Annotated in this window: 14 protein-coding genes; 6 read left to right on the top strand and 8 right to left on the bottom strand. The window is 65.0% G+C overall.

All coding sequences use genetic code 11. The features are described from left to right. Positions 1-102 precede the first annotated feature (102 nt). Positions 103-990 (top strand): 1-acylglycerol-3-phosphate O-acyltransferase, YihG family, encoded by an 888-nt coding sequence (gene yihG, locus KVG96_RS26925; RefSeq protein ID WP_217894717.1) that lies wholly within the window; start codon positions 103-105, stop codon positions 988-990. Between the two features lies 1 nt (position 991). Here the strand turns inward: yihG and KVG96_RS26920 are convergent, their stop codons facing one another. Further along, on the bottom strand, positions 992-1,549 hold the full coding sequence (locus KVG96_RS26920; protein ID WP_217894716.1) for a DUF2780 domain-containing protein: 558 nt from the start codon (positions 1,547-1,549) through the stop codon (positions 992-994). Positions 1,550-1,844: 295 nt separating this feature from the next. Between KVG96_RS26920 and KVG96_RS26915 the strand changes: the two genes are divergently transcribed. Beyond that, positions 1,845-2,153: a hypothetical protein gene (locus KVG96_RS26915; RefSeq protein ID WP_225927574.1), complete on the top strand. Its 309-nt coding sequence runs from the start codon at positions 1,845-1,847 to the stop codon at positions 2,151-2,153. 49 nt (positions 2,154-2,202) lie between these two features. On the opposite strand, the gene fdhA is transcribed toward KVG96_RS26915, so the two are convergent. The 7 genes from fdhA to KVG96_RS26880 all read right to left on the bottom strand — a co-directional run bounded on the left by fdhA (position 2,203) and on the right by KVG96_RS26880 (position 11,203). Continuing rightward, on the bottom strand, positions 2,203-3,402 hold the full coding sequence (gene fdhA, locus KVG96_RS26910; protein ID WP_217894714.1) for a formaldehyde dehydrogenase, glutathione-independent: 1,200 nt from the start codon (positions 3,400-3,402) through the stop codon (positions 2,203-2,205). Positions 3,403-3,512: 110 nt separating this feature from the next. Next, complete coding sequence (purU, locus tag KVG96_RS26905) at positions 3,513-4,370, bottom strand: formyltetrahydrofolate deformylase (protein ID WP_085586781.1); 858 nt, start codon at positions 4,368-4,370, stop codon at positions 3,513-3,515. 190 nt (positions 4,371-4,560) lie between these two features. Next, positions 4,561-5,193 (bottom strand): sarcosine oxidase subunit gamma, encoded by a 633-nt coding sequence (locus KVG96_RS26900; protein ID WP_217894713.1) that lies wholly within the window; start codon positions 5,191-5,193, stop codon positions 4,561-4,563. Positions 5,194-5,320: 127 nt separating this feature from the next. Continuing rightward, positions 5,321-8,338, bottom strand: coding sequence for a sarcosine oxidase subunit alpha (locus KVG96_RS26895; protein ID WP_217894712.1), 3,018 nt, complete (start codon positions 8,336-8,338; stop codon positions 5,321-5,323). Continuing rightward, positions 8,335-8,664, bottom strand: coding sequence for a sarcosine oxidase subunit delta (locus tag KVG96_RS26890; RefSeq protein ID WP_085586778.1), 330 nt, complete (start codon positions 8,662-8,664; stop codon positions 8,335-8,337). The genes KVG96_RS26895 and KVG96_RS26890 overlap by 4 nt, the downstream gene beginning before the upstream one ends. A gap of 14 nt (positions 8,665-8,678) precedes the next feature. Further along, positions 8,679-9,929 carry a sarcosine oxidase subunit beta gene (locus KVG96_RS26885; RefSeq protein WP_217894711.1) on the bottom strand — a complete coding sequence of 417 codons (1,251 nt, stop codon included), beginning with the start codon at positions 9,927-9,929 and terminating at the stop codon, positions 8,679-8,681. A 20-nt stretch (positions 9,930-9,949) separates the two neighbouring features. Continuing rightward, positions 9,950-11,203 carry a serine hydroxymethyltransferase gene (locus KVG96_RS26880; protein WP_217894710.1) on the bottom strand — a complete coding sequence of 418 codons (1,254 nt, stop codon included), beginning with the start codon at positions 11,201-11,203 and terminating at the stop codon, positions 9,950-9,952. A 501-nt stretch (positions 11,204-11,704) separates the two neighbouring features. Here KVG96_RS26880 and KVG96_RS26875 point away from each other — a divergent pair. The 4 genes from KVG96_RS26875 (at position 11,705) to KVG96_RS26860 (ending at position 15,709) form a co-directional block, all read left to right on the top strand. Continuing rightward, positions 11,705-12,745: a threonine aldolase family protein gene (locus tag KVG96_RS26875; RefSeq protein WP_217894709.1), complete on the top strand. Its 1,041-nt coding sequence runs from the start codon at positions 11,705-11,707 to the stop codon at positions 12,743-12,745. Between the two features lie 124 nt (positions 12,746-12,869). Continuing rightward, complete coding sequence (locus tag KVG96_RS26870) at positions 12,870-13,694, top strand: SDR family oxidoreductase (protein ID WP_217894708.1); 825 nt, start codon at positions 12,870-12,872, stop codon at positions 13,692-13,694. Between the two features lie 90 nt (positions 13,695-13,784). Next, positions 13,785-14,270 carry an Hcp family type VI secretion system effector gene (locus tag KVG96_RS26865; protein WP_217894707.1) on the top strand — a complete coding sequence of 162 codons (486 nt, stop codon included), beginning with the start codon at positions 13,785-13,787 and terminating at the stop codon, positions 14,268-14,270. Positions 14,271-14,296: 26 nt separating this feature from the next. Further along, complete coding sequence (locus KVG96_RS26860) at positions 14,297-15,709, top strand: hypothetical protein (protein ID WP_367617504.1); 1,413 nt, start codon at positions 14,297-14,299, stop codon at positions 15,707-15,709. Positions 15,710-15,920 lie beyond the last annotated feature (211 nt).

Genomic DNA, 15,920 nt, shown 5'->3' with positions numbered 1-15,920 from the left:
CAACCCTACCCGCGCACAGGTGAAACATTTGTCACCGACGATTTGGCCTGTCGCCCGAAGCCACTTATCATGGCGCGCCCATCCGCTTTCATAGAGTCGCTTATGCGCCGCCTGCTCACCGGCTGTCTCGTCACCCTGCTGCTGTTGCTCAACACCCTGGCGCTGTTCGGCCCGCTGATGGTGTTCGCCTTGCTCAAGCTGATCCTGCCGGGACGTCTGCGCGACGTCGCCTCGGGGGCGGTGATGTGGATCGCCGAGACCTGGGCGGAGATCGACAAGCTGATCTTCCGCCTGTGCATCCCCACGCAGTGGGACATCCGCGGCGGCGACGACCTGCGTGGCGACACCTCGTACCTGGTGGTCAGCAACCACCAGTCCTGGGTCGACATCCCGGCGCTGATCCAGACCCTCAACCGGCGCACGCCGTTCTTCAAGTTCTTCCTCAAGAAAGAGCTGATCTGGGTGCCGTTCCTGGGCCTGGCCTGGTGGGCGCTGGACTACCCGTTCATGAAGCGCTACACCAAGGCGTTCCTGGCCAGGCACCCGGAACTGGCCGGCAAGGACCTGGAGATCACCAAGGCCGCGTGCGAACTGTTCAAGCGCCAGCCGGTGACCGTGGTCAATTACCTGGAAGGCACACGCTTCACGGCGGCCAAGAGCGCCCAGCAGCAATCGCCGTTCAGCCACCTGCTCAAGCCCAAGGCCGGCGGCGTGGCGTTCGTGCTGGCGGCGATGGGCGAGCAGCTGGATGCGATCCTCGACGTGACCGTGGTGTACCCGCAAGAGAAGATTCCCGGGTTCTGGGACCTGATCAGCGGCAACGTGCCCCGCGTGATCGTCGACATCCAGACCCGCGAGCTGGATCCGGCCCTGTGGCAGGGCGACTACGAGAACGATCCGGCCTTTCGCGAAAAGGTCCAGGGCTGGGTCAACCAGCTCTGGACCTTGAAGGATCGGCGCATCGCCGAGCTGAAGGACGAACGCCGCTGACTCAACTGCCGGCGCCGGCGCCCCAGATGTTGCCCAGGCTTTGCAGCAGCGGGCCGCCGACGCCCTGCTGACCGAGGTATTGCAGCAGTATCGGGGCAAACTGGCCGACCATGCCGCTGTCCATGCCCAACGCGCCGAAGGCATTGTTCAGGTCATTGGTGTCCTTGACGTTGCCCAGGGCGTTTTCCAGTCCGGCGGATTTGCCGGACGATCCGAGCAACCCGCTCAACGCCGCCAGATTGCCGCCGCCACCGGAAAGTTTGTCGATCCCCGGCACATCCTTGGCCAACTGCGAATAGTCCGTGTTGCTGAGCTGGTTTTTCGCCAGTCCCAGCATGGCGCTGGTGCCGCCGACCGCTTGCTGCGGCGTGACGTTCAGCGCACTCAGCGCACTCAACAGGCCGGCGGTTTCCGAGGTCGGCGCTGCTGCCGCCGCCTTGTCACCACCCTGCATGCCCGCTACCGCACCGGCCACGTCGTTCAGGCTGAAACCCGCAAACACCGGGCCGGCCGCCAGGGTCAGGAGCGATGCCAGGGCAAAACCGCGTGAAATCTTCATTCAGACATCCTCTTGTGGCATGAAAGCCGCCCTGCGGGCGGCGAGACTGCCGGTTTGACCGGGTAGCCGCCGGCATGTTCCAGCGCAACGCATCCATTTTCACCACACCAACGTCCAAGAAACGTGAAGGCAGAGTCGACTGACGATCAACTTGAATGCTGGCGTGATAAGCAGGCCAGCCGGAGGATGATTGCGTAATAGCGAAAAAATATAGCGACCTGTCAGAGCTGACAGTAGGCGATCAGCCGCTCTACCGGGAATATCGTGACTCCAGACACGTAAGGGAGTACCGGTGATGAAACTGACGATATTCGCGGGGGTTTTGACTTCCATTGCAATGATGGGCGCCGCTAATGCAGCGACCTGCCCGACACTCTCGTATACCTCCTCGGGGGGTGGCGAGGATCTGATATTCAGCTCTGCACGCCTCAAGGACAAGGACGCAGCCAGCTCGGTGGTCATCTGTCGGTATGAGGGCACGGAGGATCAGGGGGCAACGTCCAGCCTGAGGCTCGGCGTGCCGGTGCAGGCTACCGGAAGCGGCTGGAAAGGTGATGATTGCGCCGTCACTGACGGTGACGCCACGAAATGCTCATTCAAATAATGGGCTGAAAAAGGGCAACCTGATGGTTGCCCTTTTTTGTCACCCGGCCTCAGGCCGCGCTGAACAGCTTGTGCGGATCGATCACAAACTTCTTCGGCACGCCGGCATCGAACTCGCCGTAGCCTTCCGGCGCCTGGTCGAGGCTGATGACCTGCACGCCCACCACCTCGGCGATGTTGATGCGGTCCCACATGATCGCCTGCATCAGTTGGCGGTTGTACTTCATCACCGGGGTTTGCCCTGTGTGGAAGCTGTGGGACTTGGCCCAGCCCAGGCCGAAGCGGATGCTCAGGCTGCCCATCTTCGCCGCCGCGTCCACCGCGCCCGGATCCTCGGTCACGTACAGGCCCGGGATGCCGATCTTGCCGGCCACCCGCACCACGCCCATCAGCGAGTTGAGCACGGTGGCCGGGGCCTCGTGCTTCACGCCGTCATGGCCATGACCACGGGCTTCGAAGCCCACGCAGTCAACCGCGCAATCGACTTCCGGCTCGCCCAGCAGCGCGGCGATCTGCTCGTGCAGCGGCGCGTCCTTGGACAGGTCGACGATCTCGAAACCCTGGGCCTTGGCGTGGGCCAGGCGGATCGGGTTGACGTCGCCGACGATCACCACCGCCGCGCCCAGCAGGCGCGCCGAGGCGGCCGAAGCCAGGCCGACGGGGCCGGCGCCGGCGATGTACACGGTGCTGCCCGGGCCTACGCCGGCGGTCACCGCGCCGTGGTAGCCGGTCGGCAGGATGTCGGAGAGGCACGTCAGGTCGCGGATCTTCTCCATGGCCTTGTCGCGGTCCGGCAGCTTCAGCAGGTTGAAGTCGGCGTACGGCACCAGCACGTACTCGGCCTGGCCGCCGGTCCAGTCGCCCATGTCGACGTAGCCGTAGGCACCGCCGGCGCGGGCCGGGTTGACGGTCAGGCAGACGCCGGTGTGCTGTTCCTTGCAGGAACGGCAGCGCCCGCAAGCCACGTTGAACGGAACGGACACCAGGTCGCCGATCTTCAGGCTCTCGACGTCGCTGCCCTTCTCGATCACCTCGCCGGTGATCTCATGGCCCAACACCAGCCCGACCTGGGCGGTGGTGCGACCGCGCACCATGTGCTGGTCGGAGCCGCAGATGTTGGTGGAAACCACACGCAGGATGACACCGTGCTCGATCTTCCTGCCGCGCGGATCCTGCATTTTCGGATAGTCGATCTTCTGCACTTCGACCTTGCCAGCGCCGAGATACACCACACCACGATTGCCAGACATGCCGTCACCTCTATATTTGTTGTTGGGTAGAGAGTGGATCGAGCTTCGAGCGGCAAGCCATAAACCGCAAGAAGTGTACATGCCGCTTTCTTGCGGCTTGAAGCTTGAATCTAAAGGACGACCGTGCGGTTGGCGTTGAGGAACACCCTCCGCTCGATGTGATACCCCACGGCCCGGGCCAACGTCAGGCCTTCGATATCACGCCCCTTGGCGATCAGGTCCTCGGGGTAATGGCTGTGGTCCACCGCCTCGACGCCCTGGGCGATGATCGGCCCCTCGTCCAGGTCGTTGTTGATGTAGTGCGCCGTGGCGCCGACCAGCTTCACGCCCTTGTTGTAGGCCTGGTGGTACGGCTTGGCGCCCTTGAAGCCCGGCAGCAGCGAGTGGTGGATGTTGATCGCCTTGCCGTCGAGCTTGCGGCACAGCTCCGGCGACAGCACCTGCATGTAGCGGGCGAGGATCACCAGCTCAGCGCCGGCCTCCTCGATCACCTGCCACACCTGGCGCTCCTGGGCCGGCTTGTCGTTGGGGTCGAGGGGGAAGTGGTAGTAGGGAATCTGGTGCCAGTCGGCCAGCGGCTTGAGGTCCGGGTGGTTGGACACCACCGCCGCCACGTCCATCGACAACTGGCCGATGCGCTGGCGGTAGAGCAGGTCGTTGAGGCAGTGGTCGGCCTTGGAGACCATGATCACCACTTTTGGCCGGTAGTTCGGCGCCGTCAGCTCGAAGACCATGCCGAAGGCCTGGCCGCGCTCGGCGAGGCCGGCGCGGAACGACTGCTCGTCGAAGCCGTCGGGCTGGCGGAATTCCACGCGGATGAAGAACCGGCCCGAGAGCCGGTCATCGAACGAATGGTGCTCGGTGACGTAGCAGCCCTGCTCGTAGAGAAAACGCGTGACCGCGTCCACGGTGCCGAGGACGCTGGGGCAGTCGGCGGTCAGAATCCATGTATCCGGGGCGCGGCTCATAACGGGTGACTCCTTTTGCGACATCTGTGATCAGGTCGAGCGCCGTGGCGAGGGAGCTTGCTCCCGCCGGGTTGTGAAGCACGCCCAAGACCGGCGTCCGCGTTCTTCCGGAAAGAATGCGTTTGCAGCGCTTGCGACGGCTTCGCAGCCGAGCGGGAGCGGGCTCCCTCGCCACGAAAAACCTTCACTGTCAGGCCTGGACGCTCAGGCCGTATTCGGCGGCGGCATCCTGCAGCCACAGCCACCAGTAGTCCGAGAAGCTGCGGCGGATCAAAAGCTCCCAGGTGTCTTCGGCGGTGTGGCGGATCATCAGCTGCGACTTGGCGAACACCGTGCCGACCGCCTTGCCCACCGGGAAGCTGTTCGGGTGCACGTCGTAGCTGGTGGACTTCATCAGCACCTGGCGCACGTTCGGCCCGCTCAGTTCGAGCAGTTGCTGGCCGCCGCTGACGTTGACGATGGCGATGTGCAGGTCGCCCAGCGCTTCGCGCAGCTTCTGCTCGGCGGCGAACTCTTCGCCGCCCGGCACGATCAGCAGCCACTCGTCGGGGCCCATCCATTGCAGGCTGGTCTCGCCCTTGACGATGACGCTCAGGGCGCCCGGCAGTTCGATGCCCAGGGCCTTGTGCACGCCGGCGGCGAAAGCCGCGTCATGGCCGTCGCCGCGCAGGGTCAGGTGGCCGAGGAGTTTCTTTTCGCGCACGGTCACGCCGGCGTTCTTGCGGCCCTTGCCCACCAGCCCGGCGAGGTCGGCATGATGCAGCGACGACTCGGCCTTGGCCCCGGTGGTCGGGCGTTGTTGGTACACGTTGGCTGCGGTCATAAAGCACCCTTTCTGAATTCTGTGTTCCTGTGGGAGCTGGCTTGCCAGCGATAGCGGTGTGTCGGTCTGACGCTATCGCGGCGATGCCGCGGGCCGACAAGCCCGCTCCCGCAGGGACTGTGGTGTCTCAAATGTTCTGGCGATCGCCTTTGGGATCGAAGAACACCGAAGAAACGATTTCCGCCTCGATCACGCGGCCATCGGCCAACGGCGCGAACACCCGCTCGCCCAGGCGCTTGAGGCCGCCCTTGACCACTCCCATGGCAAACGAATAGCCCAGGGAGTTGTGCGCGTAGCTGGAGGTCACGTGGCCGACCATGGTCATCGGGATCGCCTGCTTGGTGTTGAACACCAGTTGCGCGCCTTCCGGCAGCCATTGGTTCGGATCGATCGGCTTGAGGCCCACCAGTTGCTTGCGCTGGTCGCGCACGCAATCCTCACGGTTCATGCCGCGCTGGCCGATCCACGAGAACGGTTTGGTGCGGCCGACGCACCAGCCCATGTTCAGGTCGTCCGGGGTCATCGAGCCGTCGGTGTCCTGGCCGACGATGATGAAGCCCTTCTCGGCCCGCAGCACGTGCATGGTCTCGGTGCCGTACGGGGTCAGGTTGTACTTCTTGCCGGCCTCGACGATCTTTTCCAGCACGCCCATGGCGTAGTCGGCCTGCACGTTGACTTCGTACGACAGCTCGCCGGTGAACGAGATCCGGAACACCCGGGCCGGCACGCCGCCGACCAGGCCTTCCTTCCAGGTCATGAACGGGAAGCCGTCGCGGTCCAGGTCGATGTCGGTGACTTCGCTCAGCAGCTTGCGGCTGTTGGGGCCCGACAGGGTCATGGTCGCCCAGTGGTCGGTGACGGAGGTGAAGTACACCTTCATGTCCGGCCATTCGGTCTGGTGGTACAGCTCCAGCCACTGCAGCACCCGGGCCGCGCCGCCGGTGGTGGTGGTCATGACGAAATGGTTGTCGGCCAGGCACGCCGTCACGCCGTCGTCGAAGACCATGCCGTCTTCCTTGCACATCAGGCCGTAGCGGGCCTTGCCCACGTCGAGCTTGGTCCAGGCGTTGGTGTACACGCGGTTGAGGAACTCACGGGCGTCCGGGCCCTGGATATCGATCTTGCCCAGGGTCGAGGCGTCCAGCAGGCCGACGCTGTCGCGCACGGCCTTGCACTCGCGCTTGACCGCCGCGTGCATGTCTTCGCCGTTCTTGGGGAAGTACCAAGGACGTTTCCACTGGCCGACGTCCTCGAACTCGGCGCCGTTCTTCAGGTGCCAGGCGTGCAGCGCGGTGAAGCGCACCGGCTCGAAGAGGTGCCCGCAGTGCCGGCCGGCCACGGCGCCGAAGGTGATCGGCGTGTAGTTCGGACGGAACATCGTGGTGCCCATCTGCGGGATGGTGATGTTCATCGAGCGGGCGGCGATGGCCAGGCCGTTGATGTTGCCCAGCTTGCCCTGGTCGGTGCCGAAGCCCAGCGCGGTATAGCGCTTGACGTGCTCGACCGACTCGAAGCCCTCGCGGGTCGCAAGCTCAATGGCGGCGGCGGTCACGTCGTTCTGCAGGTCGACGAACTGCTTCGGCGCACGGGCGGTGCCTTTCTCGTGGGGCACCTGGAACAGCGCCAGGGTCGCTTCCTCGAGACGGCTCAGGGCCTTGGGCAAGGTGCCTTCGACCACTGTGAAACCGGCCTCGCTGGCGGCGCGGGCGCCGCCTTCGAATCCGTCGGCCAGCGAATCGCCGAGGCCGTAAACGCCGTTGATGCCACCGACGCACACGCGTTTCTGCGGCGCTTCGCCCGGCACGAAGCCGAGGATGTCGTCACGCCAGACCGGCTTGCCGCCCAGGTGCGAGGCCAGGTGAACCACCGGGCTGTAGCCGCCGGAGCTGGCGATCACGTCGCAGTCCAGCCATTCGCCGGGACTGGTCACGGCATGGGCTTTCACGTCAATGGCGGCCACGCGGGCGGCGGTGACGCGCTTGCTGCCCCGGGCCTCGATCACGGCGCTGCCGGTGAGGATGCGGATGCCTTTGGCGCGGGCCTCTTCCACCAGCGCACCGCGGGGGTTGCTGCGGGCGTCGGCGATGGCCACCACTTGCAGGCTGGCGTCGAGCCAGTCCAGCGCCACGCGGTAGGCGTGGTCGTTGTTGGTGCTCAGGACGAGTTTCTTGCCCGGCGCCACGCCGTAGCGGCGCACGTAGGTCGAGACCGCGCCGGCCAGCATGTTGCCGGGCACGTCGTTGTTGCCGTAGACCAACGGACGCTCGTGGGCGCCGGTGGCCAGCACCACGCGCTTGGCGCGCACCCGGTGGATGCGCTGGCGCACCTGGCCGATCGGCGCGCGGTCGCCGAGGTGGTCGGTGAGGCGCTCGTGGATGGTCAGGAAGTTGTGGTCGTGGTAGCCGTTGACCGTGGCGCGCGGCAACAGCAGCACGTCCGGAGTGTTCTTCAGCTCGGCGATGACGCCGGCGACCCACTCCACGGCCGGCTTGCCGTCGAGGCTTTCGCGGGAGTCGAGCAGGCTGCCGCCGAACTCTTCCTGTTCGTCGGCCAGGATCACCCGGGCGCCGCTGCGCGCGGCGGCCAGCGCGGCGGCCAGGCCTGCGGGGCCGGCGCCGACGACCAGCACGTCGCAGTGCTGGTTCATGTAGTCGTAGCTGTCCGGATCGTTCTCGGTCGGCGAGCGGCCGAGGCCGGCGGCCTTGCGGATGTACTTCTCGTAGGTCATCCAGAACGACTGCGGATACATGAACGTCTTGTAGTAGAAGCCCGGCGGCATCAGCTTGCCGCCGACCTTGCCGAGGATCCCCATCATGTCGTTGTTCACGCTCGGCCAGCCGTTGGTGCTGGTGGCGACCAGGCCCTGGTACAGCGCCTGTTGGGTGGCGCGCACGTTGGGGATCTGGGTGGCTTCGGTGGCGCCGATCTGCAGCACCGCGTTCGGCTCTTCGGCCCCGGCGGCGAAGATGCCGCGCGGACGGGAATACTTGAAGCTGCGGCCGATGATGTCGACGCCGTTGGCGAGCAGCGCCGACGCCAGGGAGTCGCCCTCGAAGCCCTTGTAGCCCTGACCGTTGAAGGTGAAGCTCAGCACTTTGTTGCGGTCGATCCGTCCACCGTTGGACAGGCGATTGATCTGGCTCATACCTTCTCTCCCAGAGCCTGAGCGGCCGCTTTCGGACTGTCGGCCTTGTCGGTGAATTGCGGCTTGGCGCCGATCTTGTAGGTTTCGAGGATCTCGTAGGTCACGGTGTCGCGGGTGACGTTGAAGTACTGGCGGCAACCGGCGACGTGGTCCCACAGCTCATGGTGCAGGCCGCGCGGGTTGTCGCGGAAGAACATGTAGTCGCCCCACTGCTCGTCGGTGCAGGCGTTCGGATCCAGCGGACGCGGGATGTGCGCCTGGCCGGATGCATGGAATTCCTCTTCGGAGCGCAGTTCGCCGCAGTGAGGACAGAAGATGTGCAACATGGTGAAGTCTCCTGTTAGTGGGCGACGGCGGCGGCGCCGTGTTCGTCGATGAGGGCGCCGCTGTGGAAGCGGTCGATGGAAAACGGAGCGGCCAGCGGGTGCATCTCGCCCTTGGCCAGGCTGGCGGCGAACACGTTGCCCGAGCCCGGGGTGGCCTTGAAGCCGCCGGTGCCCCAGCCGCAGTTGAAGAACATGTTCGGCACCGGGGTTTTCGAGATGATCGGGCAGGCGTCCGGGGTGGTGTCGACGATGCCGCCCCACTGGCGGTTCATGCGCACGCGGGACAGCACCGGGAACATCTCGACGATGGCCTGGATGGTGTGCTCGATCACCGGGTACGAACCGCGCTGGCCGTAGCCGTTGTAGCCGTCGATGCCGGCGCCGATCACAAGGTCGCCCTTGTCGGACTGGCTGATGTAGCCGTGCACGGCGTTGGACATGATCACGCTGTCGATGATCGGCTTGATCGGCTCGGACACCAGCGCCTGCAGCGGGTGGGATTCGAGCGGCAGGCGGAAGCCGGCGAGCCTGGCCATGTGGCCGGAGTTGCCGGCGGTGACCACGCCGACGCGCTTGGCGCCGATGAAGCCCTTGTTGGTCTCAACGCCGATGCACACGCCGTTTTCCTTGCGGAAACCGATCACTTCGGTCTGCTGGATCAGGTCCACGCCCAGGGCGTCGGCCGCACGGGCGAAGCCCCAGGCCACGGCATCGTGGCGGGCCACGCCGCCGCGGCGCTGGACGGTGGCGCCCATCACCGGGTAGCGGGTGTTCCTGGAGCAGTCCAGGTACGGGATCTCGTCCGCCACCTGTTTGGCGTCGAGCAGTTCGCCGTCGATGCCGTTGAGGCGGTTGGCGCTGACCCGGCGCTCGGAGTCGCGGATGTCCTGCAGGGTGTGGCACAGGTTGTAGACGCCGCGCTGGGAGAACATCACGTTGTAGTTCAGGTCCTGGGACAGGCCTTCCCACAGTTTCATCGCGTGCTCGTACAGGTGCGCCGATTCGTCCCACAGGTAGTTGGAACGCACGATGGTGGTGTTGCGGGCGGTGTTGCCGCCGCCCAGCCAGCCCTTCTCGACCACGGCCACGTTGGTGATGCCGTGCTCCTTGGCCAGGTAGTAGGCGGTCGCCAGGCCGTGCCCGCCGCCGCCGACGATGACCACGTCGTAGACCTTTTTCGGGGTCGGCGTGCGCCACATGCGCTGCCAGTTCTCATGGTGGCTGAGGGAGTGCTTGAAGAGGCCGAAGCCCGAATAGCGTTGCATAGTCATTACTCCAGAACCGCTCAGCGATAAACCGGGAAGTCAGCGCACAGGGCCGAAACCTGCTGGGCGACGTTGGCCTCGACGTCGGCGTCGCCGAGGTTGTCGAGGATGTCGCAGATCCAGCCGGCCAGCGTCACGCACTGGGTCACCTTGAAGCCGCGGGTGGTCACCGCCGGGGTGCCGATGCGCAGGCCCGAAGTGACGAACGGCGACTGCGGGTCGTTCGGCACGGCGTTCTTGTTCACGGTGATGTGGGCACGGCCCAGCGCCGCATCCGCGTCCTTGCCGGTGAGGCCCTGACGGATCAGGCTGACCAGGAACAGATGGTTGTCGGTGCCGCCGGACACTACATCGTAGCCACGTTTGACGAATACGCCCGCCATCGCCTGGGCGTTCTCGATCACCTGCCGCTGGTAGGCCTTGAAGCCGGGCTCCAGCGCTTCCTTGAAGCACACGGCCTTGGCGGCGATGACGTGCATCAGCGGACCGCCCTGGGCACCGGGGAACACGGCGGCGTTGAGTTTCTTCTCGATCTCTTCGTTGGCCTTGGCCAGGATCAGGCCGCCGCGCGGGCCGCGCAGGGTCTTGTGGGTGGTGGTGGTGACCACATCGGCGAACGGGATCGGGTTCGGGTACAGGCCCGCCGCCACCAGACCGGCCACGTGGGCCATGTCGACGAACAGCAGCGCGCCGACCTTGTCGGCGATCTGGCGGAAGCGCGGGAAGTCGAGGGTCTTGGAGTAGGCCGAGAAGCCGGCGACGATCATCTTCGGCTTGTGCTCGACGGCCAGACGCTCGACTTCGTCGTAGTCGATCAGGCCGGTGGCGGTGTCGATGCCGTACTGCACGGCGTTGTACAGCTTGCCCGAGGACGACACCTTGGCGCCGTGGGTCAGGTGGCCGCCGTGGGCCAGGCTCATGCCCAGGATAGTGTCGCCGGCCTGCAGCAGCGCCAGGTACACGGCGCTGTTGGCCGAGGAGCCGGAGTGCGGCTGGACGTTGGCGTAATCGGCGCCGAACAGTTGCTTGGCGCGCTCGATGGCCAGGGCCTCGACCTTGTCCACGTGCTCGCAGCCGCCGTAGTAGCGCTTGCCCGGATAGCCTTCGGCGTACTTGTTGGTCAGGCCGCTGCCCTGGGCCTCCATGACGCGCTTGCTGGTGTAGTTCTCGGACGCGATCAGCTCGATGTGATCTTCCTGACGTTGCTCCTCGGCATTCATCGCCGCCAGCAGTGCATCGTCGTAACCCTGGATCCGGTCTTGCTTGCTGAACATCGCGTCTCTCCCAGCGGCGTCTGTGCGCCATTCGTCTCGGTCAGGCACCGGCGTTTCGGCGGTGCCCTTTGGATGCGATGGTATGACCGGTGCGGACACGTCAAATGCCTACGGGCGCCACGCAAAGGCGCGTTTACGACATGGCGCGAAACCGGCGGGCCAGACGCAAGACCCGACGCCTGGCGATGCCGGCGGGCACAACTGTTTCGCGGCTGTCCTGCGGCGGCTTCGCCGACGCCATCGCGGGCAAGCCCGCTCCCACAGGCCCCGCGGGTCTGCACAACAGCGGTAGACAACCCCGATCATTGCGCGAGCGGGCTTGCCCGCGATGGCGTCGGCCCAGGCGCCGCATGACTGAGAGGGGGCAGGTGCACAAGCGGACGGCATCGCTGTACAGTTCCGCAAGCGACATCCCGTGCGCGCCCCGGACGATCTTCGGTACAGTGCGTACCCTCATTGACCAACGGGTCACCACAAGTGCCCCGATCACGGAAGCCGGCCATGACCGACAAGAGCCAACAATTCGCCAGCGACAACTATTCCGGCATCTGCCCCGAGGCCTGGGCCGCCATGGAACAGGCCAACCAGGGCCACCAGCGCGCCTACGGCGACGACGAGTGGACGGCCCGCGCCTCGGACCATTTCCGCAGGCTGTTCGAGACCGACTGCGAAGTGTTCTTCGCCTTCAACGGCACCGCCGCCAACTCCCTGGCCCTGGCCTCGATGTGCCAGAGCTACCACAGCGTGATCTGCTCGGAGACCGCCCACGTCGAGACCGACGAGTGCGGCGCGCCGGAGTTCTTCTCCAACGGCTCCAAGCTGCTGATCGCCGGCACCGAGAACGGCAAGCTGACCCCGGCCTCGATCCGCGAAATCGCCCTCAAGCGCCAGGACATCCACTACCCCAAGCCGCGCGTCGTGACCCTGACCCAGGCCACCGAAGTCGGCAGCGTCTACACCCCGGACGAAGTGCGCGCCATCAGCGCCACCTGCAAAGAACTGGGCCTGAACCTGCACATGGACGGCGCAAGGTTCTCCAACGCCTGCGCGTTCCTGGGCTGCTCGCCGGCGGACCTGACCTGGAAGGCCGGCGTCGACGTGCTGTGCTTCGGCGGCACGAAGAACGGCATGGCGGTCGGCGAGGCGATCCTGTTCTTCAACCACGAACTGGCCGAAGACTTCGACTACCGCTGCAAGCAGGCCGGGCAACTGGCCTCGAAGATGCGCTTCCTGTCGGCGCCGTGGGTCGGCATCCTGGAGAACGACGCCTGGCTCAAGTACGCCCGCCACGCCAACCGCTGCGCGCAGTTGCTGGCGGAACTGGTCAGCGACATCCCGGGCGTCGAGCTGATGTTCCCGGTGCAGGCCAACGGCGTGTTCCTGCAACTGTCGGAGCCGGCCCTCGCCGCGCTGACCGCCCGTGGCTGGCGCTTCTACACCTTCATCGGCAAGGGCGGCGCGCGGTTCATGTGCTCGTGGGACACCGAGGAAGAGCGGGTGCGCGAGCTGGCCCGGGACATCCGCGAGGTGATGTCCGCGTAACACGCCCCTGCGGCGGGGGAGCCTGCTCCCTCGCCGCAAGCCCCCGCCCCTGCATGCCCTCCTGCCTGGTCTACAGTGTGTGTCGAGCCTTCCCGCTCACATAACAACAAGCAGGAGCGAACGCATGTCCCTCAAAGGCAAGACCCTGTTCATCACCGGCGCCAGCCGCGGCATCGGGCGCGAGATCGCGCTGCGGGCCGCGAAGGACGGGGCCAACATCGTGATCGCGGCCAAGAGCGCCGAACCCCACCCGAAACTGCCCGGCACCATCCACAGCGTGGCCAGGGAAGTCGAGGCGGCCGGCGGTCAGGCGCTGGCCCTGCAAGTGGATGTGCGCGACGAAGACGCCGTGCGCCAGGCGCTGGCCCAGGCCGACGAGCGCTTCGGCGCCATCGATGCCCTGGTGAACAACGCCGGGGCGATCAAGCTGACGGGTGTCGCCCACATCGAGCTCAAGCGCTTCGACCTGATGCACCAGATCAACACCCGCGCCGTGCTGCTGTGCAGCCAGGCCGCCCTGCCCTACCTGAAGAAATCCGCCGGGCACATCCTCAACCTGTCGCCGCCGCTGAACCTGGCGAGCAAGTGGTTCGCCCAGTACAGCCCCTACACCGTCACCAAGTACGGCATGAGCATGCTCACCCTGGGCATGAGCGAGGAATTCGCCGCCCATGGCATCAGCGTCAACTCCCTGTGGCCGCAGACCATGATCGCCACCGCCGCCATCGAGTTTCAGCTGGGCAACCGCGAGTCGTTCAAACATGCACGCACCCCGGCGATCATGGCGGATGCGGCCCATGCGATCCTGAGCAGCCGCGGGCGGCAGATCACCGGGCGCCTGCTGATCGATGAGGAGATCCTGCGCGAACACGGCGCGACCGAATTCGGCCACTACCGCTTCGAACCGGACAGCGACGCCAAACTGATGCCCGACCTGTTCATCGACTGAGCGATTTCAGAATCGGACTACGCCTCGTCCGACATCAAGTAAACAGGGTTCTTCATAGACTGCCCGCTCCACATTCAAGGAGCGAAGGCTATGGCGAACCCTGCCTACATGACCATCACCGGCAAGACACAAGGCCTCATTTCAGCGGGGTGCTCGACCCCCGAGTCCGTCGGCAACAAATACCAATCCGCCCATACCGACGAAATCATGGTGTTTGCCTTGAGCCATGAAATGCGCCGCGACAACAACCTCGGCAAGGCCGTCCACCAACCGGTCATCGTCACCAAAGCGGTGGACAAATCCTCCCCGCTGCTGGCCCAGGCCCATTCGAACAGCGAAGAGCTGGAGTGCACGATCAGCCTGTATCGCACCTCGCCCCAAGGCCAGCAGGAAAAGTTCTATACGATCGCCCTCGACGGCGCGCTCCTCACCGAGGTCTCGCAGGATGTGCCGCACGTCATCCTGCAGAACGACGCCCAGCCCCAGGAACAGCTGGCCATCCGTTACCGCGGCATCAGTTGGGTGCACCACATTGCCGGCACCACCGGCTACACCTCGTGGGGCGAAGCGGGTTGAACCCACGGCCATCCGATCCCTGTGACGTGCAGGACGCCGCCGGCCGCTTGCTGGGCCAGGCCCTGACCAGCGGCGCCCGCCATCTGGCTTTCGGCATGGCACGCGTGCGGTTCACCCAACAGGTCGCACGCTACGCCAAGCGCATCGCCGATGAAGTGGCCGCCGGCCACCTGAGCCCGGAGCAAGGGATCCTGGCCCTTGCGCAGGAACAGCGGGACTTGCTGAACCAGTCCCGCGCCCTGTCGCGCAGCCCCCGCACGGCGAGGGCCAGACCGTTGTCCGCGCAGCCCGCAGCCCATTCCGACCCGCAACGGTTGCTGCGGGCCGTCCACCGGCAGAACCTGAACGTGTCGCGCCCGGCAGCGATGTCCGGCCCCTCCCCGCACCCCGTCAACGACCTGCGGTTCTTCCCCAGCGAGCTCTGGCCGCAGGAGGCGCCGGCACCTGAAGAGCCGGGGTTCTACATCGTGCCCGAAAGCCTGCCCGCCGAGGCACTTCAGGCGCGCCTGTTCCCGTCGCCCAAGCCCAATGTCATCGCCACCTTCAAACGCCTGAATCCGCTGGAGGACATGGTGAAGGCCGGGTCGCTGATTGTTTTGAGCGATCCGGACAATCAGCAGTGCACCTATGAGGAATCGTTGCTGATGGAGACCGCACGCATCGTCAGCTTGGCGCTGGAACCGTTGACGATGGAGGAAGCGGACTTTTTTGCGCAGCACTATGACGTCATCAGACAAACGCTTTCACACGGGTCGAAAGTCATTGGCGTGGGGACTGCGATGGCAGCCAATCATCTGGACACCCTTAAAGCGACGCTGAAAGACATTGAGGCCTTGCATACCCGGACTCTCCAGACCAACGGCAGCCTGAACTCGAAGTCGTTCAAAAAGCAGCGTGCCGAATTGCTCAAACGGCTGGACGGGCAACTCACCCAATTCACGAAAAAGGCCATTGCTCTCCCTGATTATCCAAACCTCAAAATCGCACTCGGCATCGACCACCCGCATCTGGTTCACCGCTGGAGAAGGGCTGGCGGCATCGGTCAGGTACCCGGTTATGCCACTCACGTTCGCGCAGTCACCCAAGCGTCGCAGCACATCAAACATGGCGGATGGATCGGCACGGCCGTGGGGGGCGGAGCCTCTGCCATGAAAATTCAGGATGTTTGCAGAAATGGAAGTGCCGCTGAATGTGAAAAGGTGAGATTCACGGAGACCGCAAGCTTCTTGGGTGGCGTAAGTGTGGGTGCACTTGCCAGCCGGATCTTGACCGCCGGTGCGACCGTGACGATTTGTGCTGGAGTCGGCATTCCCACAGGCGGTGTCGGCACGTTGCTCTGCAGTGCTCTTATCGCGGGGGCCGGAAATCTCGCCGCAGGCATGTTGGGCGAAAAAGGCGGAGAACTGTTCGCCGAGAAAATATACGAGGCCAATCAATGATCATCAGGACTATATGAGTGACACACCCAAAACCATGACTAACCGAAAGAGAGCCAAAGACGGAATTCGCCGCAGGCACGCCCGGCGCCAAGGCAAAATGTCACCGAAGGCACAGGTTCGATTCGTAATAGTCTTCCTCACGATCGCACTGGCTCTGATCGCCATTGCGATACGTGCGCTTTACGAACAAAGAATCGCCATACCCTATCTC

This window comes from Pseudomonas ekonensis (assembly GCF_019145435.1).
Lineage (GTDB): Bacteria > Pseudomonadota > Gammaproteobacteria > Pseudomonadales > Pseudomonadaceae > Aquipseudomonas > Aquipseudomonas ekonensis.
Note: the sequence above shows the minus strand (reverse complement) of the source record. Positions and strands in the feature narration are given on the sequence as shown.